The 25,650-nt window shown below is 37.4% G+C and carries 24 protein-coding genes and 8 tRNA genes; 5 read left to right on the forward strand and 27 right to left on the reverse strand.

Going from position 1 to position 25,650, the window contains the following annotated elements; all coding sequences use genetic code 11:
• Positions 1–224: 224 nt before the first annotated feature.
• From ACIQXW_RS20555 to acpS, 18 genes are all read right to left on the reverse strand, one after another.
• A tRNA-Gly gene (locus ACIQXW_RS20555) sits at positions 225–298 on the reverse strand.
• A gap of 19 nt (positions 299–317) precedes the next feature.
• Positions 318–394 (reverse strand) — tRNA-Arg (locus tag ACIQXW_RS20560).
• Positions 395–423: 29 nt separating this feature from the next.
• Positions 424–509 (reverse strand) — tRNA-Leu (locus tag ACIQXW_RS20565).
• Between the two features lie 71 nt (positions 510–580).
• Positions 581–653 (reverse strand) — tRNA-Lys (locus ACIQXW_RS20570).
• A 15-nt stretch (positions 654–668) separates the two neighbouring features.
• Positions 669–743, reverse strand: a tRNA-Gln gene (locus ACIQXW_RS20575).
• 5 nt (positions 744–748) lie between these two features.
• Positions 749–824 (reverse strand) — tRNA-Asp (locus ACIQXW_RS20580).
• A gap of 30 nt (positions 825–854) precedes the next feature.
• Positions 855–926, reverse strand: a tRNA-Glu gene (locus ACIQXW_RS20585).
• 1 nt (position 927) lies between these two features.
• Positions 928–1,004, reverse strand: a tRNA-Asn gene (locus ACIQXW_RS20590).
• 79 nt (positions 1,005–1,083) lie between these two features.
• The gene (locus ACIQXW_RS20595) at positions 1,084–1,557 is read right to left on the reverse strand and encodes a SprT family protein (RefSeq protein WP_402765131.1); all 474 of its coding nucleotides are present in this window, start codon (positions 1,555–1,557) and stop codon (positions 1,084–1,086) included.
• Between the two features lie 66 nt (positions 1,558–1,623).
• Positions 1,624–3,798 carry a Tex family protein gene (locus tag ACIQXW_RS20600; RefSeq protein WP_402765134.1) on the reverse strand — a complete coding sequence of 725 codons (2,175 nt, stop codon included), beginning with the start codon at positions 3,796–3,798 and terminating at the stop codon, positions 1,624–1,626.
• 151 nt (positions 3,799–3,949) lie between these two features.
• Positions 3,950–4,735 (reverse strand): RNA polymerase sigma factor SigB, encoded by a 786-nt coding sequence (sigB, locus tag ACIQXW_RS20605; RefSeq protein ID WP_340822062.1) that lies wholly within the window; start codon positions 4,733–4,735, stop codon positions 3,950–3,952.
• Positions 4,713–5,183 (reverse strand): anti-sigma B factor RsbW, encoded by a 471-nt coding sequence (gene rsbW / locus ACIQXW_RS20610; RefSeq protein WP_340822060.1) that lies wholly within the window; start codon positions 5,181–5,183, stop codon positions 4,713–4,715. Before rsbW ends, sigB begins: the two co-directional genes overlap by 23 nt.
• Positions 5,170–5,514, reverse strand: coding sequence for an STAS domain-containing protein (locus tag ACIQXW_RS20615; protein ID WP_340822058.1), 345 nt, complete (start codon positions 5,512–5,514; stop codon positions 5,170–5,172). Before ACIQXW_RS20615 ends, rsbW begins: the two co-directional genes overlap by 14 nt.
• A 278-nt stretch (positions 5,515–5,792) precedes the next feature.
• Positions 5,793–6,143, reverse strand: coding sequence for a type II toxin-antitoxin system PemK/MazF family toxin (locus ACIQXW_RS20620; protein ID WP_008177055.1), 351 nt, complete (start codon positions 6,141–6,143; stop codon positions 5,793–5,795).
• A gap of 4 nt (positions 6,144–6,147) precedes the next feature.
• Entirely contained in the window at positions 6,148–6,411 is a 264-nt protein-coding gene (locus tag ACIQXW_RS20625) for a hypothetical protein (protein ID WP_139859927.1), read from the reverse strand.
• Between the two features lie 509 nt (positions 6,412–6,920).
• Positions 6,921–8,042: an alanine racemase gene (gene alr / locus ACIQXW_RS20630; RefSeq protein ID WP_402765140.1), complete on the reverse strand. Its 1,122-nt coding sequence runs from the start codon at positions 8,040–8,042 to the stop codon at positions 6,921–6,923.
• Positions 8,043–8,531: 489 nt separating this feature from the next.
• A complete protein-coding gene (locus ACIQXW_RS20635) occupies positions 8,532–9,644 on the reverse strand; it encodes a LolA family protein (RefSeq protein ID WP_340822056.1) in 1,113 nt (370 codons plus the stop codon).
• 91 nt (positions 9,645–9,735) lie between these two features.
• Positions 9,736–10,089, reverse strand: coding sequence for a holo-ACP synthase (gene acpS / locus ACIQXW_RS20640; protein ID WP_340822054.1), 354 nt, complete (start codon positions 10,087–10,089; stop codon positions 9,736–9,738).
• Between the two features lie 64 nt (positions 10,090–10,153).
• Between acpS and ACIQXW_RS20645 the strand changes: the two genes are divergently transcribed.
• Positions 10,154–10,774 carry a rhomboid family intramembrane serine protease gene (locus ACIQXW_RS20645; RefSeq protein WP_401021728.1) on the forward strand — a complete coding sequence of 207 codons (621 nt, stop codon included), beginning with the start codon at positions 10,154–10,156 and terminating at the stop codon, positions 10,772–10,774.
• A 106-nt stretch (positions 10,775–10,880) separates the two neighbouring features.
• On the opposite strand, the gene ACIQXW_RS20650 is transcribed toward ACIQXW_RS20645, so the two are convergent.
• The 8 genes from ACIQXW_RS20650 to ACIQXW_RS20685 form a co-directional block, all read right to left on the reverse strand.
• Positions 10,881–11,456 carry a GNAT family N-acetyltransferase gene (locus ACIQXW_RS20650; RefSeq protein ID WP_340822050.1) on the reverse strand — a complete coding sequence of 192 codons (576 nt, stop codon included), beginning with the start codon at positions 11,454–11,456 and terminating at the stop codon, positions 10,881–10,883.
• 111 nt (positions 11,457–11,567) lie between these two features.
• Complete coding sequence (locus ACIQXW_RS20655) at positions 11,568–13,040, reverse strand: PH domain-containing protein (protein WP_401021757.1); 1,473 nt, start codon at positions 13,038–13,040, stop codon at positions 11,568–11,570.
• Positions 13,033–13,512: a PH domain-containing protein gene (locus ACIQXW_RS20660; RefSeq protein WP_340822048.1), complete on the reverse strand. Its 480-nt coding sequence runs from the start codon at positions 13,510–13,512 to the stop codon at positions 13,033–13,035. The genes ACIQXW_RS20655 and ACIQXW_RS20660 overlap by 8 nt, the downstream gene beginning before the upstream one ends.
• Before the next feature lie 117 nt (positions 13,513–13,629).
• Positions 13,630–15,174, reverse strand: coding sequence for a degradosome RNA helicase CshA (cshA, locus tag ACIQXW_RS20665; protein WP_340822047.1), 1,545 nt, complete (start codon positions 15,172–15,174; stop codon positions 13,630–13,632).
• Between the two features lie 349 nt (positions 15,175–15,523).
• Positions 15,524–16,216 carry an alpha/beta hydrolase gene (locus ACIQXW_RS20670; RefSeq protein WP_340822045.1) on the reverse strand — a complete coding sequence of 231 codons (693 nt, stop codon included), beginning with the start codon at positions 16,214–16,216 and terminating at the stop codon, positions 15,524–15,526.
• A 167-nt stretch (positions 16,217–16,383) separates the two neighbouring features.
• Complete coding sequence (locus ACIQXW_RS20675; protein ID WP_402765147.1) at positions 16,384–17,751, reverse strand: UDP-N-acetylmuramoyl-tripeptide--D-alanyl-D-alanine ligase; 1,368 nt, start codon at positions 17,749–17,751, stop codon at positions 16,384–16,386.
• Between the two features lie 11 nt (positions 17,752–17,762).
• Entirely contained in the window at positions 17,763–18,842 is a 1,080-nt protein-coding gene (locus ACIQXW_RS20680; protein WP_340822043.1) for a D-alanine--D-alanine ligase, read from the reverse strand.
• 201 nt (positions 18,843–19,043) lie between these two features.
• On the reverse strand, positions 19,044–19,796 hold the full coding sequence (locus ACIQXW_RS20685; protein WP_340822042.1) for a hypothetical protein: 753 nt from the start codon (positions 19,794–19,796) through the stop codon (positions 19,044–19,046).
• A gap of 172 nt (positions 19,797–19,968) precedes the next feature.
• On the opposite strand from ACIQXW_RS20685, the gene ACIQXW_RS20690 reads away from it, so the two are divergent.
• On the forward strand, positions 19,969–21,156 hold the full coding sequence (locus ACIQXW_RS20690) for an FtsW/RodA/SpoVE family cell cycle protein (RefSeq protein WP_340822040.1): 1,188 nt from the start codon (positions 19,969–19,971) through the stop codon (positions 21,154–21,156).
• Between the two features lie 69 nt (positions 21,157–21,225).
• Here ACIQXW_RS20690 and ACIQXW_RS20695 read toward each other — a convergent pair whose 3' ends face one another.
• Positions 21,226–21,363, reverse strand: coding sequence for an Lmo0850 family protein (locus ACIQXW_RS20695; protein ID WP_004232019.1), 138 nt, complete (start codon positions 21,361–21,363; stop codon positions 21,226–21,228).
• Between the two features lie 478 nt (positions 21,364–21,841).
• Here ACIQXW_RS20695 and ACIQXW_RS20700 point away from each other — a divergent pair, with 478 nt between their 5' ends.
• The 3 genes from ACIQXW_RS20700 (at position 21,842) to cls (ending at position 25,648) form a co-directional block, all read left to right on the forward strand.
• Positions 21,842–23,002 (forward strand): MFS transporter, encoded by a 1,161-nt coding sequence (locus ACIQXW_RS20700; RefSeq protein WP_402765152.1) that lies wholly within the window; start codon positions 21,842–21,844, stop codon positions 23,000–23,002.
• A gap of 97 nt (positions 23,003–23,099) precedes the next feature.
• Complete coding sequence (locus ACIQXW_RS20705) at positions 23,100–23,897, forward strand: YwqG family protein (protein ID WP_401021713.1); 798 nt, start codon at positions 23,100–23,102, stop codon at positions 23,895–23,897.
• Between the two features lie 293 nt (positions 23,898–24,190).
• On the forward strand, positions 24,191–25,648 hold the full coding sequence (cls, locus tag ACIQXW_RS20710) for a cardiolipin synthase (RefSeq protein ID WP_340822036.1): 1,458 nt from the start codon (positions 24,191–24,193) through the stop codon (positions 25,646–25,648).
• The last annotated feature ends 2 nt before the right edge of the window (positions 25,649–25,650 follow it).

Here is a 25,650-nt window from a genome sequence, read left to right on the forward strand (position 1 = left end):
ACTCTCCATAAAAGAAATTTGATTAGCTCAAATTGTTTTGCTGGCATCAATTTTGATGTCCAAAATTTTGTTTCGTTCACTAACGAAGTTAGCTAATAAAAACTATATTGATTACGTTTTGCTTGTTCAGTTTTCAAGGTTCATTTTGTTGCCGTTTGTTTTTAGCAACTCTTACATCATATCATCAATCATTTGTGATGTCAACATTTTTTTAAAATGTTTTTTGGAGCGGGTGATGAGAATCGAACTCACGACATCAGCTTGGAAGGCTGAGGTTTTACCATTAAACTACACCCGCAAATATTTTAATTTTATAATGGCGCGCCCGGCAGGAGTCGAACCCACAACCTTCTGATCCGTAGTCAGACGCTCTATCCAATTGAGCTACGGGCGCAAGTATTAAATAACCGAACTGACTTGACTTGGTGCGGCCGAGAGGACTTGAACCTCCACGGGGTTGCCCCCACTAGGCCCTCAACCTAGCGCGTCTGCCGTTCCGCCACGACCGCATTCATAAAATAGGAACTTTCTTATTATACTATGATAACTTGAAATATCAACCTTTTTTCTTAAAAAAAGATGAGCCATGAAGGACTCGAACCTTCGACCCTCTGATTAAAAGTCAGATGCTCTACCAACTGAGCTAATGGCTCAAATTAAGAAATGAATGGCTGGGGTACCTGGATTCGAACCAGGGCATGACGGAATCAAAATCCGTTGCCTTACCGCTTGGCTATACCCCAATAAGTGGCGGTCCCGACCGGGATCGAACCGGCGATCTCCTGCGTGACAGGCAGGCATGTTAACCGCTACACCACGGGACCAATGTTACAATTATTTATATTTATGAAAAATGACCCCTACGGGATTCGAACCCGTGTTACCGCCGTGAAAGGGCGGTGTCTTAACCGCTTGACCAAGGGGCCATGGCTCCGAAGGCAGGACTCGAACCTGCGACAACCTGATTAACAGTCAGGTGCTACTACCAACTGAGCTACTTCGGAATAATCATATTGTTTTGTCGTCTTTATCTTGTCGACTTTTACTATTATAAGGATAAGCACAGTAAACGTCAATCTTTTTTTAAAAGTTTTTTTCACCAATTAACTTTAATTGCCCTGAACACTTGCCACAGCAGTATCTCTTCACATTTAATCTTATTTTTCTAACATATATTTGGTGGCATTTTATACAAGTGTATTTATATTGAGAACGCTGTTTTTCGTTCCGAGATGTAGGTTTCTGCAACGCTGAACAAAATCGTGGAGCGTTCACTTTTTTCAATAAATCTCGAAAATCTTTATCTCGATGTTGGTAGCCCTTCCCTTCTATGTGCAAATGATAATGACATAATTCGTGAAGAATTATCCCCTCAACCTCACTGACACCATACATTTCATATGCTTTTGGGTTTATTTCAATATGGTGGGATTGTAAAAGATAGCGACCACCTGTTGAACGCAGTCTTGAGTTAAAGTATGCGCGATGCATGAATGGTTTATGAAAACTTTCTAATGAAATGCGGGTTACAAGCTGTTGCAGTTCCTCATTGTTCAACTTTATCACCTCTAACAATAAGAATACCACACTGCGCAGTATAGACAGTGTGGCAATAAATTATTACTACTTTTCAATTGTTTGTTTTTCTGGAGGTAGCATCGTTAACGAAATACGCCCTTTGTTTACCTCTATCTGTTCCACCCAAACTGTGACAATATCACCTAGCGCCACAACTTCTAATGGATGCTTAATACGTTTCTTTTGTAACTTAGAAATATGCACAAGCCCATCTTGCTTAACACCGATATCAACAAATGCACCAAAATCGACTACATTACGTACAGTGCCTTGTAATTCCATACCTACCTGTAAATCTTCCATTTTCAAAACATCTGTTTTTAGTAGTGGCTGCGGAAAGGCATCGCGCGGATCTCGACTTGGCTTCTTCAAGGTATCCACAATATCCTGAATTGTAACAACACCCATACCTAATGTGTTACTTAGTTCTTGAACATTAAGGGATGCAATTGCTTCCTCCGCCTTTTGCGTTCCTAGTTCTTTTTTATTTAAATTTGCTACTTCTAAAATTTGTTCAGCTATATTGTAGCTTTCTGGGTGAATACCTGTAGCATCAAATGGATTTTTCGCTTCAGGCACACGTAAAAATCCGATTGCTTGCTCATACGTTTTTGCACCAAGTCGTGGGATTTTCTTTAGCTGCGAACGCGTTGTGAATTGTCCATTTTCTTCTCGAACTTTCACAATATTTTCGGCTACAGTTTTCGATAACCCAGAAACATATTGCATTAATGAAGCTGACGCTGTATTAACATCAACACCGACTTGATTGACTGCAGTTTCTACTATAAATGTTAACGACTCTGATAATTTCTTTTGAGAAACGTCATGTTGATATTGACCAACACCTACTGCCTTTGGCTCAATTTTCACTAATTCTGACAATGGATCTTGTAAACGTCGTGCGATAGAAACGGCGCTTCGCTGCTCTACTTGTAAATCCGGAAATTCAGTACGCGCAATCTCGGACGCTGAATAAACTGATGCACCAGCTTCGTTTACAATCACATATGCCGCATCTGTTTTCACTTCACTCAATACATCAGCAATAAACTGCTCCGTTTCACGTGAGGCAGTACCGTTACCAATCGCGATAATCTTAATAGGATACTTCGCTAAAATTTCTTTCACTACAGCCTTTGATTTTGCCACATCTGGTTTTGGTGGATGTGGATAAATAGCTGTAACTTCTAGCATTTTTCCTGTCTCATCAACAACAGCTAATTTACAGCCAGTTCGATAAGCAGGGTCCACTCCTAAAACATATTTGCCCTTTAGCGGTGGCTGTAGCAAGAGGTTGCGGAGATTTTCTGAGAAAATGTGAATAGCTTGCGCCTCTGCTTTTTCTGTTAATTCATTGCGTAATTCTCTTTCTATAGATGGCTGAATTAATCGTTTGTAGGAATCTTCTATCGCTAGCTTCACCTCCGCGATAGCTGGCGATGAACCTGTAGCAGGTATCCATTCTTTCCACATAATCATCAGTACTCGATCTATCGGTACTTGTATCGCTACCTTTAAGACATCCTCTTTCTCCCCACGATTCACTGCTAAAATACGGTGAGGAACAATGCGATTAACAGGTTCTTCATATTCGTAATACATTTCAAAAACCTTTTTTTCATCTACTTCTGCATTTTTTAATGTGGTTGTAAGTACGCCCTCTTTCCAAGAAAAGGCACGGATTTTTTGTCTTATACCCGCATCATCCGCAAAGCGCTCTGCTAAAATATCACGTGCCCCAGCTAATGCGTCATCTACTGTTGCAACATTCTCCACGTCAACAAATTGTTGAGCTAACTGGACTAATGCTTCATTACGATATTCTAATAGAATGTCGGCTAAAGGTTCTAATCCTTTTTCCTTTGCGATTGTCGCCTTTGTACGTCGTTTTTGCTTGTATGGACGATACAAATCTTCTACACGCTGTAGAACTGTTGCTATCTGAATTGCATTTTCAAGCTCGGGAGTTAGTTTATCCTGTTCTTGAATTAATCGAAGAACCTCTTCTTTACGTTGTTCAAGTTGCTGTATGTAATGGTAACGATCTTCTACAGCTTTAATTTGTACCTCATCAAGAGAACCAGTAGCTTCTTTTCGATAACGCGCGATAAACGGAACGGTGTTACCCTCATCTAATAATTTTATCACTGCCTCCGCTTGATTTGGTCTGATAGCTACATCCTTTGCAATAAGCTGTAACATTTGTTTTTGTTCCACATTATCACTACCTTTTTTCTTTTCATTTTAACACTACACTTCAATAAAAAACCAAGGATAGTCTATATGATGGAAAAAAAAGACAAAAAACAAGACGCTTATCGCTATTGGACGGAGAAATCCTCTAGTAATAAACGCCTTCGTTTCATCCTCACAGTGGCACACTACCACTTGCAAGAATGACTTCTTGTAATTTCTTAATTGCTTTTCTTTGTATTCTGGATACATGCATTTGAGAAATGCCCAATTGTTCGCCCGCTTCTTTTTGGCTAAGCTGCTCTAAATAAGTAAGCTGAATAACTTGCTTCTCTCGTTCATTTAAAACTTCCATAGCATCAGCAACGATCATCCTTCTATTGGTCATTTCATAACCCATATCTTCTTTACCCATAATATCAGCTAGTGTGACAGTACTTCCGTCATTATCTGATTCTATTGAATGATCCATTGAGAGTGCTTGATAACTGCGACTCATCTCCATCGCTTCTAAAACTTCTTCCTCAGGTACCTCTAATCGCTCAGCAATTTCTTGAATGGAAGGTGAACGTTGGAACTCTATCGTTAACGATTCTACAGTCGATTTAATACGTGGCCCTATCTCTTTAATTCGTCTTGGCACATGAACGTCCCATGTTTTATCTCGTAAAAATCGCTTAATCTCTCCAACAATAGTAGGTACAGCAAATGCCTCAAAACTGCGGCCAAAACTTGCATCAAAACGTCTTATTGCACCTAGTAACCCCAACATCCCTACTTGTACGATATCATCATAATAAGATTTACCATACGAATATTTGCGAGCGATGGACTCTACTAAATTTCGATAATGAATTACCAAATTGGTTTGTGCTTCTTCATCCTCTGTTGTTTGGTACTGTGCTATCCACTTTAACACATCTTCTTTTGAAGAAGATTTATGTAGTGATTCTTTCGACATTTTTTTCCACCTGCTCCCTAGCGACGTACTTTGTCATGAAAACAGTTACGCCACCATCGTTATTAATCATCACCTCATCCATCAAAGTTTCCATTAAATAAAGCCCTAAACCGCCCTCTCTTAGCCCCGCAATACTATCTTCAGGATGATAAGGCCCAATTTTTGTTTTAACTTCTTCAAAATTAAAACTATTTCCATAGTCTGCAATCATCATTTCCAACTTGTTATCATAAAGGGCGCAACCTATTACAATTTCGCCTTCCTCAGCATCTTTATAAGCATGGTGCACAACATTCGTTACCGCTTCACTAACTGCAATTTTCAAATCCTCGATCTCATCGAAGTTAAATCCAATACGATTAGCTAATCCAGAAACAGTTAAACGAATGACACTGACAAACTGAGGTTTTGCAGGAACCCTTATTTCAATATAATCAAATTCCTTCATTGCTTAATTCCACCTTTTTATCAGTTTCAATATCCATCAGTTCACTTAAGCCAGTAATTTCAAATAATCTTTGTAGTCGCTTAGACAGTCCAACAATCTTTACTTTACCTTCTTCACGTAAAGCTCTTTTATAAAAAGCTACAAAAATACCAAGACCAGTACTATCCATATAATTTACTTTTGATAAATCTAATTCAATTTCAATACCTTTTGTAACCTTTACTGCCTCTAGTTCCTCACGAAGACCTGAGGCTGTATACGTATCAATTTCACCTTCAACAAACCCATATAATTTTGTACCATCTTTTTTAAAATGCACCACCATGTCCATATAGTACACCTCCACCATATTTATTCGACTTTTTTTCTTTTCCCACATTTATCGGATGTTAAACATAATTAATTATATTTATTATCATAACTTTAATTTTTTTTAGAGTTAACATAAAAGCATCGACATTTTTCTACAAAACTTATAAATCGATATTACTTGCATTTTTTTTCATTCTATTAATACTACTAAATAGTATTTTAACTATATGATAACGCAAAAAATTAAAAAAACATCAGGATACGTAAAATCCCTGATGCTCTATACATATATGTATATCAAAATTTAACAAGCCCTAAGCTAATCATCAACGCTCCATCCACTTTTTCCATCACTGCATGATCGAGCTGTGTAATACGATCAGTCAATCTAGACTTATCGATTGTACGTACTTGCTCAAGCAAAATGACCGAGTCACGTTCAAATCCATACTTCTCAGCATTTATTTCAACATGTGTCGGTAACTTTGCCTTTTGAATCTGTGCAGTAATTGCTGCGATGATGACAGTCGGACTAAATCGATTTCCAATATCATTTTGAATAATCAATACCGGCCTAGTGCCACCTTGTTCGGACCCAACTACCGGCGATAAATCTGCAAAAAAAACGTCACCACGTTTTACATTCAAAGTGTCATCCCCCGCTAACGAGACGCTCCACTGTATGTTGTGCTTCATATTCCGCGTGCAAGCATTCACTTGCAATCATCAGATTAATATGAGACATCTCAACATATCCTTTCATCATAGCTTCCCGTATTTGATTTGGTTGCTCCTGCATTAAATTTTTGCGCGACAAAAAACGCACAAAAGATTCACCTTCAATTACTTCCTTTGTTTGTAGAAACAGTCTATCTTGAACAGCAATTGTAGCTTCTCTTAACTTTTTCTCGTACACAGCAAGCACCTCCAACGGAACCATACACTTTTTCATTACAACTCATTCTACCATTGAAAGATATTGTTGAAAAGACATGAAATGACAAAATATCTGACTATTTGAAGAACAAGTTGTGAAATTTCGTTGGTTGTCGATGGTAAATACTGCTTCCATATGTCTCTTTGACATTGGTGCCTGTTGCTTACATTCCTTATATGCCTAAGTTATAACCGAATTGGATTATGTTTTCCCACACAATTATTAATTTCGACAAATATTTTCTAACTGCGAAGTATATAGAAATTATTTTTATTGATGACTGCTATAAATAAAATCAATTACATCTCAGGCGTAATTGCCTTCAGACTTTTTTAGAGCTCCCTCGCAAAGCTCCTGTTAAAATCTGAGACATGCACTAGTAACTAATAATATGATTCAGCCTGCCTCCGTGTGACCCATACAGAAGTCATTACTTATTTAACATTTCTCCCCTACTTGTAGATGTGAAAAACTTATGCTGCAACAAGTTAAATGTATACTCGAGGAACTCTGGCTGTAATAATGCATGGTACTTCATAATTAATAGTTTCAAGTCTTGTTGCCCATTCATCCATTGAAATAACTTCTTGCCCTTGACGACCAATAAGCGTCACTTTCTTACCTATAGCATATGCTTTTGGTAGAGCAACCATACATTGGTCCATACAAATTCGTCCGACTATCGGCATTCTTTGTCCGTCTATAAGTACATCTTGTCCAGCTAACTTACGAATAACCCCATCCGCATAGCCTACCGGAATCGTTCCAATCCACATATCTGTCTGTGCAATAAATGTTGCTCCGTAACCTACTGAATCACCAGCTTTTAACTGTTTGACATGCACAAGTTCACTCTCAAGTGAAAAGGCAGGTTTCAATGGAAATGGTAAAATTTCTCCTACGTAAGTAGATGGCGCTAGCCCATACATTGAGATGCCATAACGTACAGCGTCATAGTGTAAATGATGATCTTTCACTAATGCCGTTGCTGTATTGGATGCATGTACTAGTCTAGGTTTTTCAGGCAATGTAGAAATAAGCTTTTCAAATAATTGTACCTGACTATCGAAATAGGCTGTATCCTTCTCATCGGCAGTTGCAAAATGAGTAAAAATGCCATCCAATTCTACATTGTATGTTGAATTGATTGTATGATATACCTCTAACAATTCTTTCTCTGTGCGAACCCCAATTCGCCCCATTCCGCTATCAACCTTTATATGTAGTTGTAAAGGGTTTACTTCACCAGCTATGAACGTTGAAGCTTGCTGTATCCATTCACTAGAAAATACTGTAAGTGAAATACGCTGTTGCGCTGCATAAGGTGCAAACGCTACTGGTGATGCTCCTAATATTAGTATGTCTGGTTCTTCGAAATGTGCCCGAATATGTAATGCTTCGTCTGGTGTAGCCACTGCAAGCATCGTTGCGCCAGCTTCCAAAGCAGCTTGTGCAACTGCTATATCCCCATGTCCATATGCATTGGCTTTTACGACTGCGATAATTTGTACATTTGGTTGAAGTAGTTCTTTTAAATTTTTTATATTTTGCTGAATAGCTTGTAAATCTACAATTGCTTTCGTTGGTCTAAAATGCTGCTGTGTCTCCATTAGAATACCCTCTTTTTTATTTATTAAACCGTTATGTATTGAAAAAACTACCAAATAACAATTCAATTATGCATTAGCCTTATTTACATCCAGAATTTTCTCAAGCTTTCTAAAAAACTTCTCTTAAAAATCTATACTATCTTCAGATTCCTTTAACTTAATTCAGCAAGGTTGAAGCTCCCCATTGAATTTAATGCATTCATCCTCTACATCTCGAAGTAAAGAACTTCCGCAAAGGTTGAATTTTAAGCATAATGCTCGTCCGCAATTCGAATCAACTTCACATAAAAATTTACAGCACTCGTTACTTAAATTCGACGACACATCGCTATCTCCCTTTTTTTTCCTATAAAAAACCGCTTGTTTTTACAAATTACATAACACTATTCTATAGTTTGTATTATCTATAGAATAGTGTTATTATCAAATTTACATTTTTTTCTAACAAACTACAGCTTCCTTTATATCGAAAACTGTAGCTTGAAAAAATTATTTCATACTGCTTATCGTCATGGAAGCAGCAACTTCCACCATTTCTTCACGGGTTAATTTACTAGAAGCTACAAAGAATGCAACTCCATCTTTTTCCCAGCTAATAGACGTATCGGTAATAGCTCCGATTGTAAATCCTAAGTCTACAGGATCGCCAGGTGAAGTAACTGGTAACATAGACGTCTCTTTCATAACTGGTTGTTGCATAACCGTAAACGCTTTATCACCTTCAAACGTTAAAATAACACGATCCATGCCACCCTCGCGGATAGCTTTCTCATCTGTCATTTTAGTGTTCTCGAAATTCACAACTGGATAATGCGTTTGGAATTCTTCATACTCAACCTCTGCACCGACTGCTTCTTTTTCACCATTTTCACCTTTAGCATCTTTTTCACCTTTAGCATCTTTTTCATCTTTAGTAGCATCTTTTCCGTCTTTATTTGTAGGTGCAGCTTGTTCGCCTTTTGAATCATCTGATTCAGTAAATTGCTCAACAGCATACTCTTTTGCAGCATGTTGTACACCTAATTTAATATTATTAAAAGTGATACGGATTTGCTCTTCCTTGACATCATTCATAATGACTACTGATGTAGGGAGCATAGTTTTCTTATCAACTGTAATGACTTGGTGAGGCATACTATTTTTATAGCTATTTCTAGTAGCCGCTTCAAATATATATGCTTTGTCCTCTTCTTTCATGACTAAATTTTTATCTTCAGCTAAATCTTCTGCTAGTGCTCCGATTAAATATGCCTGACTATTTTTCTTTGGCCAATCACTTTGGAACTTATACATTTTGTTTAATGTTGGTGTTACAACAAAAACTCCATCTGCATTACGCACAATCATTTGCGAAACATCTTTCCCACTTTCAACTACTTCCACTCGATAGAAATCAGGTTTAGTATGCCATACCGTAACATCATATGTTCTAGGTTCTCCACCTGATTTAATCTCCATCTTAGCGTCTAACTCATAACCATTCGTCTCTGACCATTTACCATTAACTTTCTTTAACACTTTTTCCTGTGAGGCTGTACCACACGCCGACAGAAGTAATATCGCACAAATTAAGACGAGCCAAGTAACTAAACGGTTGCCCACGCTTTCACCCTTTCTTCTTTCAAATCCACTACGACAATATATGAACCGTATGTGTCAGTTATGTCATTTGATGAAAAGGCAATATATTTTATTACAACAGTAATATTACTTGTGCGGCTGCATATTGCTTAGAATGCGTGATACTGACAAAGCCATTTACAAGCTCTCCTTTAAAATATAAAACAGGGTTACCAGCTTCCCCTCTTAATATTTCAATATCTTGCAGTGCACAATCTTTACCGATACCTGTGCCTAGCGCTTTCGAAAAGGCCTCTTTTGCGGCAAATCGTCCTGCCAAAAACTCTACTTTGCGAGATTCTGTATGCAAAGCAAATAGTGCTCTTTCTTTCTCTGATAAAATCCGGTCTTTAAATTTATCTGTACGAGTCATTGCCTTCACAATACGCTCGGTTTCTACAATGTCGAGACCTATTCCTTTAATCATATGAACTTCTCCTTTTCTTATTTCCAAAAAGCCATGTATAATAATTGTAAATTGAGGTGGAGCTATGTTTAGTAGAACAGAAAATTTTAAGCAATATACAAGTTATTACCCTGTCGTTTCAACATTAATAGCAGTGAATCTAATTCTTTATGTATTAACACTTGTTCCCGTTATAGGGGAACTTCTGTGGAACTATGGGATTCAGGTCAATTTCCTCGTACAAAGCGGTGAATGGTGGCGAGTTTTCTCAGCAATGTTTTTGCATGCAAACTTTATGCATGTGCTCTTTAATATGTTCTCCCTGTTTTTATTTGGGCCAGAACTTGAGAAAATTGCAGGTAAAGCACGTTTCATTACGATTTATTTATTATCTGGTATCGTAGGTAACATGGCAACCTTTATGCTTAATGACGGAAGCTATGCTAGCCTTGGCGCAAGTGGTGCAATTTTCGGGATTTTTGGAGCGTTCGGTGCTCTTGTATACTATACACGTCGCACAATGCCAATGCTTCGTAAGCTTATATTGCCGATTATCGTCATCAGTGTCATCATGACTTTCTTACAGTCTAATGTAAATGTTTATGCACATTTAGGTGGTTTAGTGACAGGATTCGTTCTCGGTCTTATTTACTTACATCCCAAAAGAATTTTAAGCTGGCGCAAGCAAAAAATGGCTGGCAAATAGCTTATAAAAAGAGGAGCTGACCCAAACAGTGACGTCTATATCACTTAGGGCTAGTCCTCTTTTTTCAGCTCAAAAACTCCGCATCACTGTCATACTATCGTTGAAATTATAGTACAACATTAGCCTCTTTAGCCATTTTTATTTTTTTCCATTCTGCCGCGGTTATCCCATATACAACTTGATCCACATGATGATCGTATAACCATTCAGCATCTCTTAATCGTCCTTCTTCATTAAAACCTAACACTTTTGGAATTGTACGACTACGAATATTTCCTACTGCAACACGTACCTCAATGCGATTTAACTTTAAATAGTCAAAAGCAAAATCGATGAATGCCCTCATAGAATTTGTCACAAGCCCCTTGCCAACAAAATCACTTCCAAGCCAATAGCCAATGCTCGTCCATTTATGTTGCCAATTCACTTGATGATAACCAATAACTCCCGCTAGCTTACCATCATAATAAATTCCAGCCTGTATTCCATTATTATCGGCATATTGTTGCATCGCATTTCGTACAAATTGTTCCGTATCCTTGACCGTCTTCACATTGTCTACAAAGGGTAACCACTCACGTAAAGTCTCTCTCGAACGATCCGTTAGCGCAAATAATTCATCTACATCACTTAAATCCAACATTTTTAAATATGTGTGTTCATTTATGCTGTATTTAAACATCAATCCCACCCCTTTTCGTTGATTTATTCTATTATAAACGCGTTTTTCCTATTATTGTATATAAAAAAAGCCAATCTCCACATTTTCATGTAAAGATTGGCTTTTTATCTATTAATGTTCATACCAAGATAATATGGTTTCTGCATCTCGTTGCTCTAAGCTTGGTACATTACCTGTCATACCAGACATTCCTGACATTACCGTGGCTTTTATAGACATCACTTGCTTGCGCTTTTGGAAATACGTTTGACTACTTTCCATAGATTGTATACGTTTTTTCTCCATAAACAATGTGATACGACTGAAAATACGATATTGCATTGCGAGTTGCTTTCCGTCAATCATATAACCCGCTGTTCTATGTTGCCAAATGCCAAGCAATATTGATAATGGAATTAGTAATAATGACAACAACCCATAAGGATATAAGAAATAACTACAAGCACCTAAAATCGGTACAAGCCATAAAAAATCTATGCGATAAAAGAATGGACGTGCTCGTTTCGGAGCCCTCGTAAATTCAGGTTGCCAATTCATTTCAGGGAAAAGCTGAACTAATGTTTGTAAACAATCTTGCTTTTTAATTAATGGGAATAACGCAATTTTCTTATCTCGACCTTTTTCACCGTTGCCACCAGCGCTTTCTACAACAACAGTAGCAAAGCCAAATACTTGTCGCAAAGGATTTTCAACAATTCGGATTGCCTGAATACGGTTTAAAGGTAGTGTAATTCTTTTCTTCTCCAGTAACCCCTTAGTAATCATTAGCTTTTCATCTTCAATACGAACTGTATAATCGTAATAATTTACAAGTGTTATAACAACCGATACTAACCATGCAATGATAAGTACGAACATGACCATTAAGGCAACTAAAAATGCCCCAACTTTCACAAAATCCGCCAGTTCATGAAAAACCTCTTCATAAGGGATAATATCCGAAAACTGTGAGACTACTGCCGCAAGCCCAGACAATACTACTCCTATCCCACCAGAAGTCGTTGCTAATACAAGTAAATCCCGCATCGACATATGGTAAATAGCAGGAACCATTACTTCACCTATTTGCTCAGGTGACTGTTCAACGTCAATGTGTTGAGCGAATTGCGTTTTTGCACGACGCATTTCCTGTTCTATTACGTCTGCTGCTATTTTCTGGATAGCTGTCAATTCTACCTCTGGCTTACCGCCTTTATTCCCCGCAGTCTCAACTTGCACCTTTACTAATCCGAATAGCCGATGAAAAATACCTTCATGGTAATTCAAGCTTTGAATGCGTTCAAATGGAATATAACGCTTCTTCTTTACGAATAACCCATACTTCACCCGTAATTCGCCATCCTCAAACCAATAAACAAAAGTACGCCATTTAACGATACCACCAACAAGTGCAAGCACTGCTGCTACACCCCACACTCCAAACAATAAAACTGTTTCAAAAAAATGTTCGCTGCGGAAGTTAAATGAAAAGTTAAAACCGTTACTAATAATAATAATCGCAACAGGTAATATCATACTTTTTAGCGCTTTGACACTAGAAATAATGGCCGATACTGGGTGCAATCGATACACTTCATTAGACATCATCTTCTGCCACCCTTGCTAATTCCGAAATACGTGCACGAAGTCCATCTGCCTCATCCATGACAAGTGCAGGAATTGTATGTACTGTGGCAGCTGTAGAAATTGAAATATTTCCTAAGCTATATCTTTTTAAAATAGGCCCTTGTGTAGTATCGACATGTTGTACACGTACCATTGGTATAAGTGTGCGTTTTACAACAAATAAACCATGTTGTACTTCAATTTCATGCTCACGCACTTCATATCTCCAACGCTCCCATCGGATTTTAGGGAATAAATACGCCAATAAAAAGGCACTTAATAAAACAACAGCAATTGCAATGATATAAATAAATGATGGCCAATCAAAATAATAAGTACCGTAACATACCAATGCTGCGACGACTAACAATAGTAATGTTTGTAACACACCATATAATCGCCATACAGTTAACCCTTTTCGGGAAATTTGATGGATTGGTTCAGCTCTCATGTTGTTCCTCCTCTTTTCATTACCTATGTATACGTACACTAACACTAATTTGTTTCAATATAAATATAAAAAACCTTACAGTCGAATTGACTGTAAGGTTGGAAGTTTTAAAATTAATTAGTCTTCATGACGACGTGGTGCACGTGAACGACCTTGTCCACCTTCACGGCGAGCTCCACCTTCACGGCGACCACCTTCACGACGGCCTCCACTGCTGCGACGATCTCCGCCACCACTACCTTCACGACGGTTACCGCTAAAGCTACGACCGCCACCGCTTCTGTTACGACCGTTACGATCGCCACCGCGACCACCGCCGCCGCCAGAACGCTCACGGCGCATTGGTAATGGACGTTCTTCTGTAATTGTAACAGGCGAATCATCCGGCTCTTTTGTTAATGAACGTAATGCAGCAGCTACTACATCAATTGCATCATGGTTTTCAAGAACTTCTGTAGCTAATGTACGATAATCACCTAAGTTATTAGTTGAAATAATACCTTCAAGTGTCTCAATAGCTAAACGTTGTTGACCTACTAAAGCTTCGTCATTTGTTGGTGGACGAAGTGGTGTCATACGTTTTTTCGTTGTTTCTTCAACGATACGTAAATAACCCATTTCACGAGGTGTTACAAACGTTACTGCAAGACCTGATTTTCCGGCACGGCCAGTACGACCGATACGGTGAACGTAAGACTCAGGGTCTTGAGGAATATCAAAGTTATATACATGTGTAACGCCTGAAATATCAAGACCACGAGCGGCTACATCTGTTGCAACTAGGATATCAATTTTATTTTCTTTAAATTGGCGTAAAACTGAAATACGTTTTGCTTGGCTTAAATCACCGTGAATTCCTTCTGCAAGATATCCGCGGATTGATAAAGCTTGTGCTAACTCATCTACGCGACGTTTTGTACGTCCAAAGATAATTGCTAATTCTGGTTGGTGAACATTCAATAGACGAGATAAAACATCGAATTTTTCACGTTCAGCAGCTTTCACAAAAAATTGTTCAATGTTATCCACTGTTAATTCTTTAGCTTTAATTTTTACAATTTCAGGTTCACGCATAAATGTTTCAGCAATTTTACGGATTGCTGGTGGCATTGTTGCTGAGAATAATAATGTTTGACGCTCAGCAGGTACGTTTTCTAAAATTGAATTAATATCATCGATGAAGCCCATGTTTAACATTTCATCTGCTTCGTCCAGTACAAGCGTTTGAACATCTTCTAGTTTTAAAGTACGACGATTAATATGATCTAAAATACGACCTGGTGTACCAACAATAATTTGTGGTTTATTTTTCAGTGCACGAATTTGACGGCCGATTTCTTGACCACCGTAAACTGATAATAATTTCACACGTTTGTCGTAACCGATTTTATATAGTTCTTCTGAAACTTGAATCGCTAATTCACGAGTTGGAGCAATTACTAATGCCTGGATATTAGGGTTTTTAGGATCGATTTTCTCGATAAGTGGAATACCAAAAGCGGCAGTTTTACCAGTACCAGTTTGCGCTTGACCTAATACATCGCGACCTTCAATGGCAAAACGAATAGTTCCCTCTTGGATTGGTGTTGCTTCTTCGAATCCCATACGTTTTACTGAACGTAATGTAGATTCGCTAATATTTAATTCTGAAAAATTTGTCAAACTTCTCAATCTCCTTTTTTCCTTTTAAGTTGACAAATGGTTACATTTTCAGATGAAGTTGTCGGCAAATTCGAGCCTGTGTTGTGGAACGTTTCCGTTACTTAAAAATTTTCTCTACAAAGGTTTCATGTAGAGCTCTCTTATATGAAAAGGAAAGCCCGGTCTTTACCGAGCGGTTCGATTCTGCGTAATTATTCACTTAGAATAAAACCGTTATGTTCAAAAAAAAGTACTCTTCAACCAAATTATGAAGAGTCTTCGCACAAAATGTATCCATTGCTTACACTAGTCTATCATGGTAATCAGCCGTATGCAACGATAACGCATGAGTCGTAATAATCTGACTACTTTATTGCTCCTTTAAAAACGCTAAAACCTTCGCAAACCAGTCAAAACAATCTTCACAATAACATATATGATGTTTGCCATTGTCAGAAAAATACAACTTTTTATTTATTGAGGCTAGTTGATCAAATAAAAATCGGGCGGTATGATACGGCACAATACCATCTAATTTTCCTTGAATAATATAAACTGGCACTTTGATATCTTGGTAATACGGCGCAACCTTTTGAACGAGTTTCATGAATTCAATTGTTGCTGATAATGGCACATTATTAAACTTATGGCGATATCTCAAATACAGCTCATTATTAGAAAGGTTTCGATGATATGCCTCAGTCGCTAGCATTTTAAAATCCTTTACAAGTTGCTTAGGACTTACATATTTAGCTGCCGCACTAAGCAGTACGAGCTTCTTTACTTTATAACGCTTTGCTAAATATAGCGCGATAATCCCGCCCATTGAAAAGCCAACGACAATGATTTCATCAACCTTTTTGGCAAGCGCTCGAAAAGCCAACTCCGCATCCATTAACCAATGCATTGCTGTAAAACCTTTCATGTTTAAATCTTCCCCATGTCCTGATAAAGTCGGAGTCTCGATTAACCAATCTGTATTAGCACGTAAATAAGTTGTAAACGGCTCTACCTCATAAGCGCCACCTGAAAATCCATGTAAACATAAAACACCTATTGCCATTACTCTCACCTCTAAAAAGTGGACATTATACGCGCAACTTAGCCCGCCATAAAGGCATCCTATATTGCCTTTTTCAATAAAAGGTAAAAATCCGCATAAGATGTCTATTGCAGCCAAAGCGGATTTTTACCCTATAGGTAACTATTTATTATACTTACACTCGTTAATTATGAAGTAAATGCTTGTAAAATCGTCTCTAGCTTCATGCCTCGTGAACCTTTTAATAAAACGATGGATTGCTCCGTTGCCTGTTGAAGCTTTGCAATAATAGGTGCAAAATCATCCTGCTCATATAGTAAATGATCAGCATCAAAACGGTCTTTTAACACTTCATATAAATATGCCATACGTGGACCATATAAGCACACGTAGTCAATTTCACCTTCGTGAATAGCAAGTGATAAGTCTTCATGGAAGCTTTGTTCATTAGCTCCCAGTTCGAGCATATCGCCTAAGACAAGCCACTTTTCTGGTCGAATCGTTGTTGTAGCAATAAACTGAATGGCCGCCTTTACAGATGTAGGTGCAGCATTGTATGCATCATTAATAAATAATGCACCTTGATTTCCTTGTACTTGTTGCATGCGCATATCAGTTAAAGTTACACCTTTTAATGATTCGCGAATTTGTTCATCATTTAACCCTAGCTTTTGTGCGATAAGCATTGCAATCAATGTGTTTTTCACCTGATGCTTACCAAGAACTGAGATAAAGAATTCACCTTCAATCGCGCCATGCGTTGTAAAGCTACTTCCATTGGCAGTTGCTTCAATATTCTCAGCATATAGCAAATCGCCTGGTTCTAAACCAAATGCCTTGGCATTTAAATTTTGCTCTTTTGCAACGAGTTCTTTTAATAATGGTTCATCACCATCATAAAATAGTACACCGTTATCCTGCATACCTTGAATAATTTCAAACTTCGCCTTGGCAATGCCTGCACGAGAACCTAAATCTTGCATATGCGCCTCACCAATATTTGTAATAACTGTCATATGAGGTCGAGCTAATTTTGTTAAAAATTCTATCTCACCAAAGCCACTCATGCCCATTTCCAGCACTGCAACTTCTGTATCCTCATCGAGCTGTAAAATCGTAATCGGTAATCCTAGTTGGTTATTAAAATTGCCAATCGTTTTTTGCACTTTAAAAAACGGAGCAAGCGTACCTGCTAAAATATCCTTTGTTGAAGTTTTACCATTCGACCCTGTAATACCAATAAAAGTCGCCTTATGCTCATCGCGATAAGCCCGTGCCATTTGCTGTAAGGCTTGCTCTGGATCTTCGACAAATAATAATGGAACACCCTCTGGTGGATTCGGTTCATCTTTTTGCCAAAGCGAAGCACCTGCACCTTTTTCAAAAGCTTGTAGTACGAACTTATGACCATTTGCCAATTCTCCACGAAATGGTACAAATAAATCTCCTTGATTGATTGTTCTTGTATCAATAGAAATACCAGTTACAACCGTCTCTCCGAAAGTCGGCTCCTCTTCATTCAACCATGCTGCTAATTGCTTTAATGTCTTTTTCACAATAATCCCACTCAGTCTTTTTTATAGTGAAGCTGTTGTTTTTCTTCATAACGCTCAAGTGCAAGAGCAATCAGACGATTAATAAGCTCTGGATAGCTTACATTTGTGTGTTGCCAAAGAAGTGGATACATACTAACAGGTGTAAAACCTGGCATTGTATTTACTTCATTAATATAAATATCATGATCTGCTGTAACAAAGAAGTCAGCACGTACTAAACCGCTTCCATCTAAAATTTTAAACGCGCTTTTTGCATGTTCTTTTAAGCTTGTTACAACTTCTGTAGGAAGCTCTGCAGGAATAATGAGCGCTGTTGAGCCATCCTTATATTTCGAATCATAATCATAAAATTCAGTCATAGGCTTAATTTCACCTGGCACTGAGACTTCTGGAAAATCATTGCCCAATACAGCCAATTCAATTTCACGAGCTACAATTCCTTGCTCTACTACAATTTTACGGTCGAATTGTAAAGCCACTTCGATTGCTTTAATTAGCTCTTGACGATTTGAAGCCTTACTAATGCCAACACTTGAACCTAAATTGGCAGGCTTTACAAACATTGGCCAAGTTAATTTTTCTTCACAGCGTGTTAAAATAGCTTCTTGTTCGTTAGCCCATTCACTGCGAATGAAGTACGTATATGGCACTTGTGGTAAACCGGCAATTTCAAATAATTGCTTCATAATTACTTTATCCATACCTGCTGATGACGCCAATACACCATTTCCAACATACGGAAGATTCAAGACTTCAAGTAGGCCCTGTACAGTTCCATCTTCCCCATTTGTTCCATGCAGTAAAGGGAAAATAACATCAAATTGTACCGCTGTCCCGTTATTATCGATTAAAAATGCTGTAATATTATTTTCTAAAATAATAGCTTCATCACCAAATTGTAATTCTTCAATCGAATTTGCAGGTTTTTCTAGACGCTCACCGCGTCGCCATTCCCCATCTTGTGTAATGTAAATCGGATATATCTCATACTCCTCGAAATTCAAAGCTCCAGTGACCGCACACGCTGTCGACAATGACACTTCATGCTCCGCTGATTTTCCGCCGTATAATAAACCGATTCTTTTTTTCATTTTTGTGCCCTCCACATACTTCTTGAGTATTATTAGTTTATCACGAAACGTCTTGACAAATGACATAAAAATCTCACCGTTAAAATTACGGTGAGATTTGAGTGCCTTATTCATTCGAAAGTTGGTCACCGAAGTAAATGACATAAATCACTCGCTTCGGTTCCCTTCATATTTGGCTGGTGGAATGCCTGCTAAATAGAGCTAAATAATTTGAATCAATTCATCGTGTTCGTTTTTCAAAATTGTATTTAAATCATCCCAGACTTCATCTGGGAAGGAATAATCTGATAAGTTACGAATTTCTATACCATATGCTGCTTTCGGCTTCTCGATGCGATACAGCGATAATAATGCACCGTCCTTAGCAAAAGAACGATAAGCTCTTAAAAATTCAGGTGTAAGACAAGGAATACTCGATTTTACTTTACGTCTCCAAAAGCCTGTGCTTCTTTCTTTCTCACGAATTAAAGAATTAATGACATTTGCAACTAGTAAATCTGAATCACTTAAATGGCGAAAATAAATTTTTGTCATCTTCTCTACATCCGAAGAACAATAAACAAACCGATTTTGCAATTTATTAAAGAATGGCGATGTAATCGGTTCCTTTTTATGGCTAATGTAGAGCAGTTCTCCCTGCTCCATCGCAGTCAGCTGATCTAGCCTCTTTTCATCCATAAAATCTATCCAACACAATTCTTTTGACTCTGTAGCCTTTTTTACAAAACGAGGAACCTCCTCATCAGGTACATAATCAAACTGTGTATGCATATTAAATGATCCATCTTCATAGGAATGCTTAAGTAAAAGTAAGTGATGCAGTGGATCTAAAGCAGCCACAAATTGCGAGAGCTTAAGCCCGCTAAAAATAACAAATTTATCGACATCGTTCATATGAACGTATATATGATACATAAAATCTTCAGCTGACTTTAATTTCTTAGCCACATCCATCACCCCATTCTTCACTTCATTATAAAACTAATCATCATTTTTTGAAACATTTTATGCTATTTGTCGTCAGAACAATATACTCAGGCGTAAAATTGTTTTTTGCGTTATAATGTTAATGTTCAACATGCGTATACACGCATCTCTTTAAACTATTTTATTTTAGGTGGCTTTTATGGAAAATAAACGAAATTTCGTGAACCGTTTTGACTGGACGCTCGCTTTTATACTTTTCACTTTTCTTGTCATAAGTTTGTTAGCTATTGCATCTGCGCAAACTTCTGGACAATACGGTATTAACTACGTGCCAAAACAGTTACAGTGGTATGTAATTGGTGCAGTTATTATCGGTGTCATTATGTTTTTCGAACCCGATCAATATAAAAAAATGGCTTGGTATATGTATGGAGCTGGGATCGCCCTTTTAGTATTACTTATTTTCATGCCGGAAGGAAAAGGTCAGATTGGTGAGCCTGTAAATGGAGCAAAAAGCTGGTTCCATACACCACTCGGCAATATCCAGCCCTCCGAATTTATGAAAACATTTTATATTTTAGCACTTGCGCGACTTATTAGTAAGCATCATGAAGTTTATTCTTTAAGATCCATAAAATCCGACTTCATTTTACTAGGCAAAATTGCTATAACGTTGATTATACCACTTGGTATTATTATGAAACAGCCAGACCTTGGTTCTGCACTTGTTTTCTTTGCGATTACTGCAGCACTTGTTATTGTTGCAGGCATTTCATGGAAGATTATATTACCTACTTTTTTAGGTGGAGCAGCTATCGGAGGAAGTCTCCTTTGGATGGCGCTTTATATGCAGGACTTTTTAGAAAAAACTTTTGGGTTTAAAGCTTACCAGTTTGCCAGAATTTATTCTTGGCTAGATCCTTATTCTTATTCATCCAGTGATGGCTACCATTTAATCACTTCCTTAAACGCCATTGGTTCGGGTGAAATTTTTGGTAAAGGTTTCCGTGGGCGCGAAGTGTACGTAGCAGAAAATCATACGGACTTCATATTCACCGTCATTGGTGAGGAATGGGGATTTATTGGTGCAAGTATCGTAATCTGTATTTTCTTTTTGTTAATCTATCATTTAACAAAAACAACACTATTGTTAAAAGATCCTTTTTCAACTTATGTATGTGCAGGAATTATTGCTATGATTACGTTCCACGTATTCGAAAATATCGGAATGACAATTCAATTACTACCAATTACGGGTATTCCGCTTCCGTTCATTAGTTATGGAGGAAGTTCATTAATGGGGAATGCACTTGCCATCGGACTGGTCTTTAGCATGCGTTTCCATTATCGTACTTACATGTTTACAACATATGATGAAGATGATTAAAAACTTGAATAAAAAAGAATGGATAGTCTTATTTTCAAAAGACTATCCATTCTTTTTTTGTAAAACGAGTTAAGCTTGAACTTGCGGAGTTTGCGTTGGAGGTGTGAGCACTTTTAAAAGTTCAAGTCGAGACTTCGTTACAGTGGCAGTCACACCCAACTTCGATAAATTCGAAACAATCTTTTTCAAATCTACTTCCTTTGTCATACATTCCACCTCAATCTTTCCTCGATTTTATATAACGTTTTATTTCCAAAAAAGTTTCAATTTTCTATGTTATAGATGTCAGACGAGTTTATCTTTATCTATCATACCATTTAACTCGCCTTTAATATTTTTCAATTTTGTTACAATGTAAATTATGTTTAATGACCATTTTTTACGGCAAAAAATAAACTGATTTGATATAACTATATTCTTTGCATATCTCATTGGTTCTATTCGTATTTCCTCATTTTTTTTTGACATTCAATACGGATATTTGGGACCTGTTAAAACCTCTACCAAAGGAGGGAATAGAAGAAGAAATAAATATTGTGGAATAACCGCTCAGCGAAATAAAAAACAATTTAAAAAAACTTTTTACAGTACCCAACAAAATGCTTTACCTACGTTTCCTTGTAATAGCAAGAACAAGAGAGGTAGAATATACATACTGAAATATTGTAAGAAAGCAGGAAATTAAATGATAAAACCAATTTTACTCTTAATGTCAGTACAATTTCTCGTCTACTTAGGCTTCGGAATTATTATTCCAGTCTTACCAGAAGTCATTGTGCAACAAGGCTGGCAAAACATTCATGTAGGCGGTTTACTGACAGTGTATTCACTTGCAAGTTTTTTTACTGCACCACTGTGGGGAAAGCTATCCGATAAAGTCGGAAGAAAGCAACTTATTTTAACGGGATTGGTTGGATTCAGTCTCAGCTTCGTTATCTTTTCAATATTTATTGATAATTTAACGATGCTATACGTATCACGTATAGTTGGCGGCTTATTCTCAGGTGCACTATATACAGCGGTAACAGGCTTTATCGGTGACATGTCGAGCGAGGAAGATCGTAATAAATACATGGGTTTAATGGGCATGTCCATCGGTCTAGGTTTTATCTTCGGTCCTGCAATTGGTGGCATGCTAGGTCATTATAGCTTGCAACTACCATTTATCGCATCAGCAGTTTTAATTGCGCTATTATTTATTTATGCAATTTTCGTCTTAAAAGAACCAGAAAAACGAAAAGATGTAACAAAACGTGCAATCGTACCAAAAGGTGTTAGCAAAATGCTTCAATACCGAGTTCGTTATTTATTTATGTTCTCTTTTTTAGTCACTTTTATGCTCGCAGGAGTAGAAGCAACATTCCAGCTTTTCCAAATTGATCGCATACACATAACACCATTGCAAATTGGTTATTTATTTATGTTTAGTGGTTTTGTAGATGCGGCAATACAAGGCGGTGTTGTTCGTCGTATTAAAAATGGTACGGAAACTTCTTGGCTTATTGGAGCTCAAATCGTTACTGCACTTGGTATGATTTTATTTACTTTAACAGGCAATCTATTAATGGCAGGATTTGCTCTTTGTGTATTCACAGCAGGAAATGCCCTTGCAAGAACATGTGTTGTGTCACTATCCTCCAAAGAATCTGGTGGCCAATACGGAACAGCAGCAGGCCTTTCTTATTCTATGGACAATTTAGGACGTATTCTCGGCCCTCTATTCTTTACATGGTTATTCACAATGGAATCAAACCTTGGCTACTACATTGCTGCAACAATCGCCATTATCTCCATTAGTCTAATGTTTATTTATAACGCATCAAATAAAACTTTACGCCTTGAATAATTTACTTACAAAATGTCGTACCTTATAGTAACAAACGTTTTTGATTATGTTAGTTAAAGACATCAATGTTTGAAAGTGTAAACTCGGAGGGCACTGCATGAACAAAACGATAAATTTATCTCTACCTAGAGAGCTCTACCCATTACGTTCTGAAATTGAAGATTCGCTTTCTCCAGCGATTATTATTTCGCCATCTAAACGAACAACTTCATTAACAGAAAGTAAATTTGCTGGTGAACCTTATTTACCATATTATCAAACAGTTCCAAAAGACATTACTGGTGAATCTATGCGTTTATTAGCTCAAATAAATTTTGCAGAAATACCGCTCATACAAGATTTCCCTACACAAGGTATTTTACAATTTTTTATATCATCTAATATTTTTGCCAATGCAGCGCACTATAAAGAAGATATTTTCCAACAGTTTTATAAGGTACGATTTTACCCGACAGTAGAATCCAAAATAACTATGCCATCACATAATAACCTATCACAATCCTCAAATGATTGGTTTCCTATTAATGAGGAATTAGCATTACAATTTCACTACACGCAAGAACCTGTTTCTGCGTTAGATTATCGTGCTGTGCATCATTTACCTAGCCTAATAGCAACGCAAAATTATGATGTTAATTTATATGAAATTTATTTACAGCATTTTTTAGGTGCAGGGGCAAAGATAGGTGGTTATGCATATTTTTTAGATGAGGACATTCGACATGCATCTCAGCTTTTGCAACGATATGATGTACTTTTACTACAAATAGATTCTAATGATGAGTTCGGTATTATGTGGGCGGATAGTGGCGTAGGTAAGTTTTTTATCAATCGTGATAAACTTCTACAACAAGATTTTTCCGATATACTATTTCAATGGGAATGTTATTCATAAGTTAGTAAGATGCCCCCCTCCTCTTGAAGGGGGCATCCACAGTAGTCAAAACCGGCAAGCCATACCACAGGGGAGGCTTGCCGGTTTTCTATTATAGTTTGCACAGTCCATACAGCACGAATTTCAAGCATCCGTATTTATACACTTTCATTTATAGAAGCGCTGCGGATTACCTCTTTATATTTTAGGGTAATCTTTTCTATGGTGACAACAAATAGCGGACTCTTCTTTCTTTCCACCTGAAAAGTAGGCTATACTAAGTATTATATGAAAAATAGTAGAGGGGTGCAGGAATGAGCATTTTTACAGATGTAGAATATCTAGTACCTTTAGTATTAATCTTTAACATCTTATCAGCGATGACCATAATTTTTTTAGAACGTAAAGATGCCTCTTCTACATGGGCATGGATTCTCGTCCTATTTTTCTTGCCATTAGTTGGATTTATTTTATATTTACTAGTCGGCAGGCAACTGCGGAAGAAACATTTGTTTCGTTGGGAAGGGCGCAAGGATATTGGGATTGATAATCTGATTAGCTATCAAATGGATACGATTCGAGATGATACATTTGAGTTTCGTATTGAAAATGCTGAAAATTATAAAGAGATGATTTACATGCATTTAAAAACGAATAATGCCGTATTAACACAAGACAACCATATTTCTATTTTTGATGATGGTGCAGACAAATTTGAACAGCTTATAAAAGATATCGAAGCAGCAAAAGATCATATCCACATTCAATATTACATCTTTCGTTTAGACAATTTAGGTACGCGTCTCGTCGACGCAATGATTAAAAAGGCAAAACAAGGGGTTAAAGTGAGGCTCTTGTATGATGAAATGGGCTCACGTAATGTTAAAAGAAGACATTTCAAAGAACTTCTTGAAGCGGGCGGTGAGGTTGAAGTGTTCTTCCCCTCAATATTCCCACTGCTTAATCCACGTCTAAATTTCAGAAATCACCGTAAAATTGTAGTAATTGATGGTCGTATTGGTTATATTGGGGGCTTTAATGTAGGAGATGAATACCTTGGACTTCAAAAGAAATTTGGCTATTGGAGAGATACACATTTACGTATCGAAGGTAGTGCCGTCCATCCGTTGCAAACACGCTTTTTGCTAGATTGGAATCAAGCTTGTGCACAGCAAAAAATGGGCTATTCAGATCGCTACTTCCCTGCTATTCCGAAAAAGGGTAATGTAGGCTTACAAATTGTTTCGAGCGGACCAGACTCTGAGTGGGAACAAATTAAAATTGGTTATTTAAAGCTTATTAATATGGCCAAGAGATATATTTATATTCAAACCCCTTATTTCATTCCAGATGTCAGCTTTTTAGATGCCATTAAAATTGCTACGCTTTCAGGTATTGATGTTCGTATCATGATTCCAAACAAACCGGACCATATGTTTGTTTATTGGGCTACATACTCTTATGTGGGGCAATTACTGCGCGCTGGGGCAAAAGTTTATATTTATGAAAAAGGATTTATTCATGCTAAAGCCATTATTATCGATGACGAGGCTTCTACAGTCGGAACTGCCAATATCGATGTACGAAGTTTCAGTTTAAATTTCGAAGTAAATGCTTTTATTTACGATTCAACAATTTCTCATCAGTTAGCGGAGCTATTTGAAAAGGATATTTTAGATTGCACGGAATTAACTTGGGAGATGTATCAAAATCGTTCGAACATGATCAAGTTTAAGGAATCTATTTCACGTTTACTAACACCAGTACTGTAGTA

This window comes from Lysinibacillus sp. NPDC097162 (assembly GCF_044762185.1).
In the GTDB taxonomy this organism is placed as follows: Bacteria; Bacillota; Bacilli; order Bacillales_A; family Planococcaceae; genus Lysinibacillus.

Bases quoted from the DNA above. Each gene is read 5' to 3' on its own strand.
- sigB (WP_340822062.1), bottom strand. From the start codon at position 4,735: ATGTCGAAAGAATCACTACATAAATCTTCTTCAAAAGAAGATGTGTTA.
- rsbW (WP_340822060.1), bottom strand. From the start codon at position 5,183: ATGAAGGAATTTGATTATATTGAAATAAGGGTTCCTGCAAAACCTCAG.
- ACIQXW_RS20615 (WP_340822058.1), bottom strand. From the start codon at position 5,514: ATGGACATGGTGGTGCATTTTAAAAAAGATGGTACAAAATTATATGGG.
- alr (WP_402765140.1), bottom strand. From the start codon at position 8,042: ATGGAGACACAGCAGCATTTTAGACCAACGAAAGCAATTGTAGATTTA.
- acpS (WP_340822054.1), bottom strand. From the start codon at position 10,089: ATGATTAAAGGAATAGGTCTCGACATTGTAGAAACCGAGCGTATTGTG.
- ACIQXW_RS20645 (WP_401021728.1), top strand. From the start codon at position 10,154: ATGTTTAGTAGAACAGAAAATTTTAAGCAATATACAAGTTATTACCCT.
- ACIQXW_RS20650 (WP_340822050.1), bottom strand. From the start codon at position 11,456: ATGTTTAAATACAGCATAAATGAACACACATATTTAAAAATGTTGGAT.
- ACIQXW_RS20655 (WP_401021757.1), bottom strand. From the start codon at position 13,040: ATGTCTAATGAAGTGTATCGATTGCACCCAGTATCGGCCATTATTTCT.
- ACIQXW_RS20660 (WP_340822048.1), bottom strand. From the start codon at position 13,512: ATGAGAGCTGAACCAATCCATCAAATTTCCCGAAAAGGGTTAACTGTA.
- ACIQXW_RS20670 (WP_340822045.1), bottom strand. From the start codon at position 16,216: ATGGCAATAGGTGTTTTATGTTTACATGGATTTTCAGGTGGCGCTTAT.
- ACIQXW_RS20680 (WP_340822043.1), bottom strand. From the start codon at position 18,842: ATGAAAAAAAGAATCGGTTTATTATACGGCGGAAAATCAGCGGAGCAT.
- ACIQXW_RS20685 (WP_340822042.1), bottom strand. From the start codon at position 19,796: ATGGATGTGGCTAAGAAATTAAAGTCAGCTGAAGATTTTATGTATCAT.
- ACIQXW_RS20690 (WP_340822040.1), top strand. From the start codon at position 19,969: ATGGAAAATAAACGAAATTTCGTGAACCGTTTTGACTGGACGCTCGCT.
- ACIQXW_RS20695 (WP_004232019.1), bottom strand. From the start codon at position 21,363: ATGACAAAGGAAGTAGATTTGAAAAAGATTGTTTCGAATTTATCGAAG.
- ACIQXW_RS20700 (WP_402765152.1), top strand. From the start codon at position 21,842: ATGATAAAACCAATTTTACTCTTAATGTCAGTACAATTTCTCGTCTAC.
- ACIQXW_RS20705 (WP_401021713.1), top strand. From the start codon at position 23,100: ATGAACAAAACGATAAATTTATCTCTACCTAGAGAGCTCTACCCATTA.
- cls (WP_340822036.1), top strand. From the start codon at position 24,191: ATGAGCATTTTTACAGATGTAGAATATCTAGTACCTTTAGTATTAATC.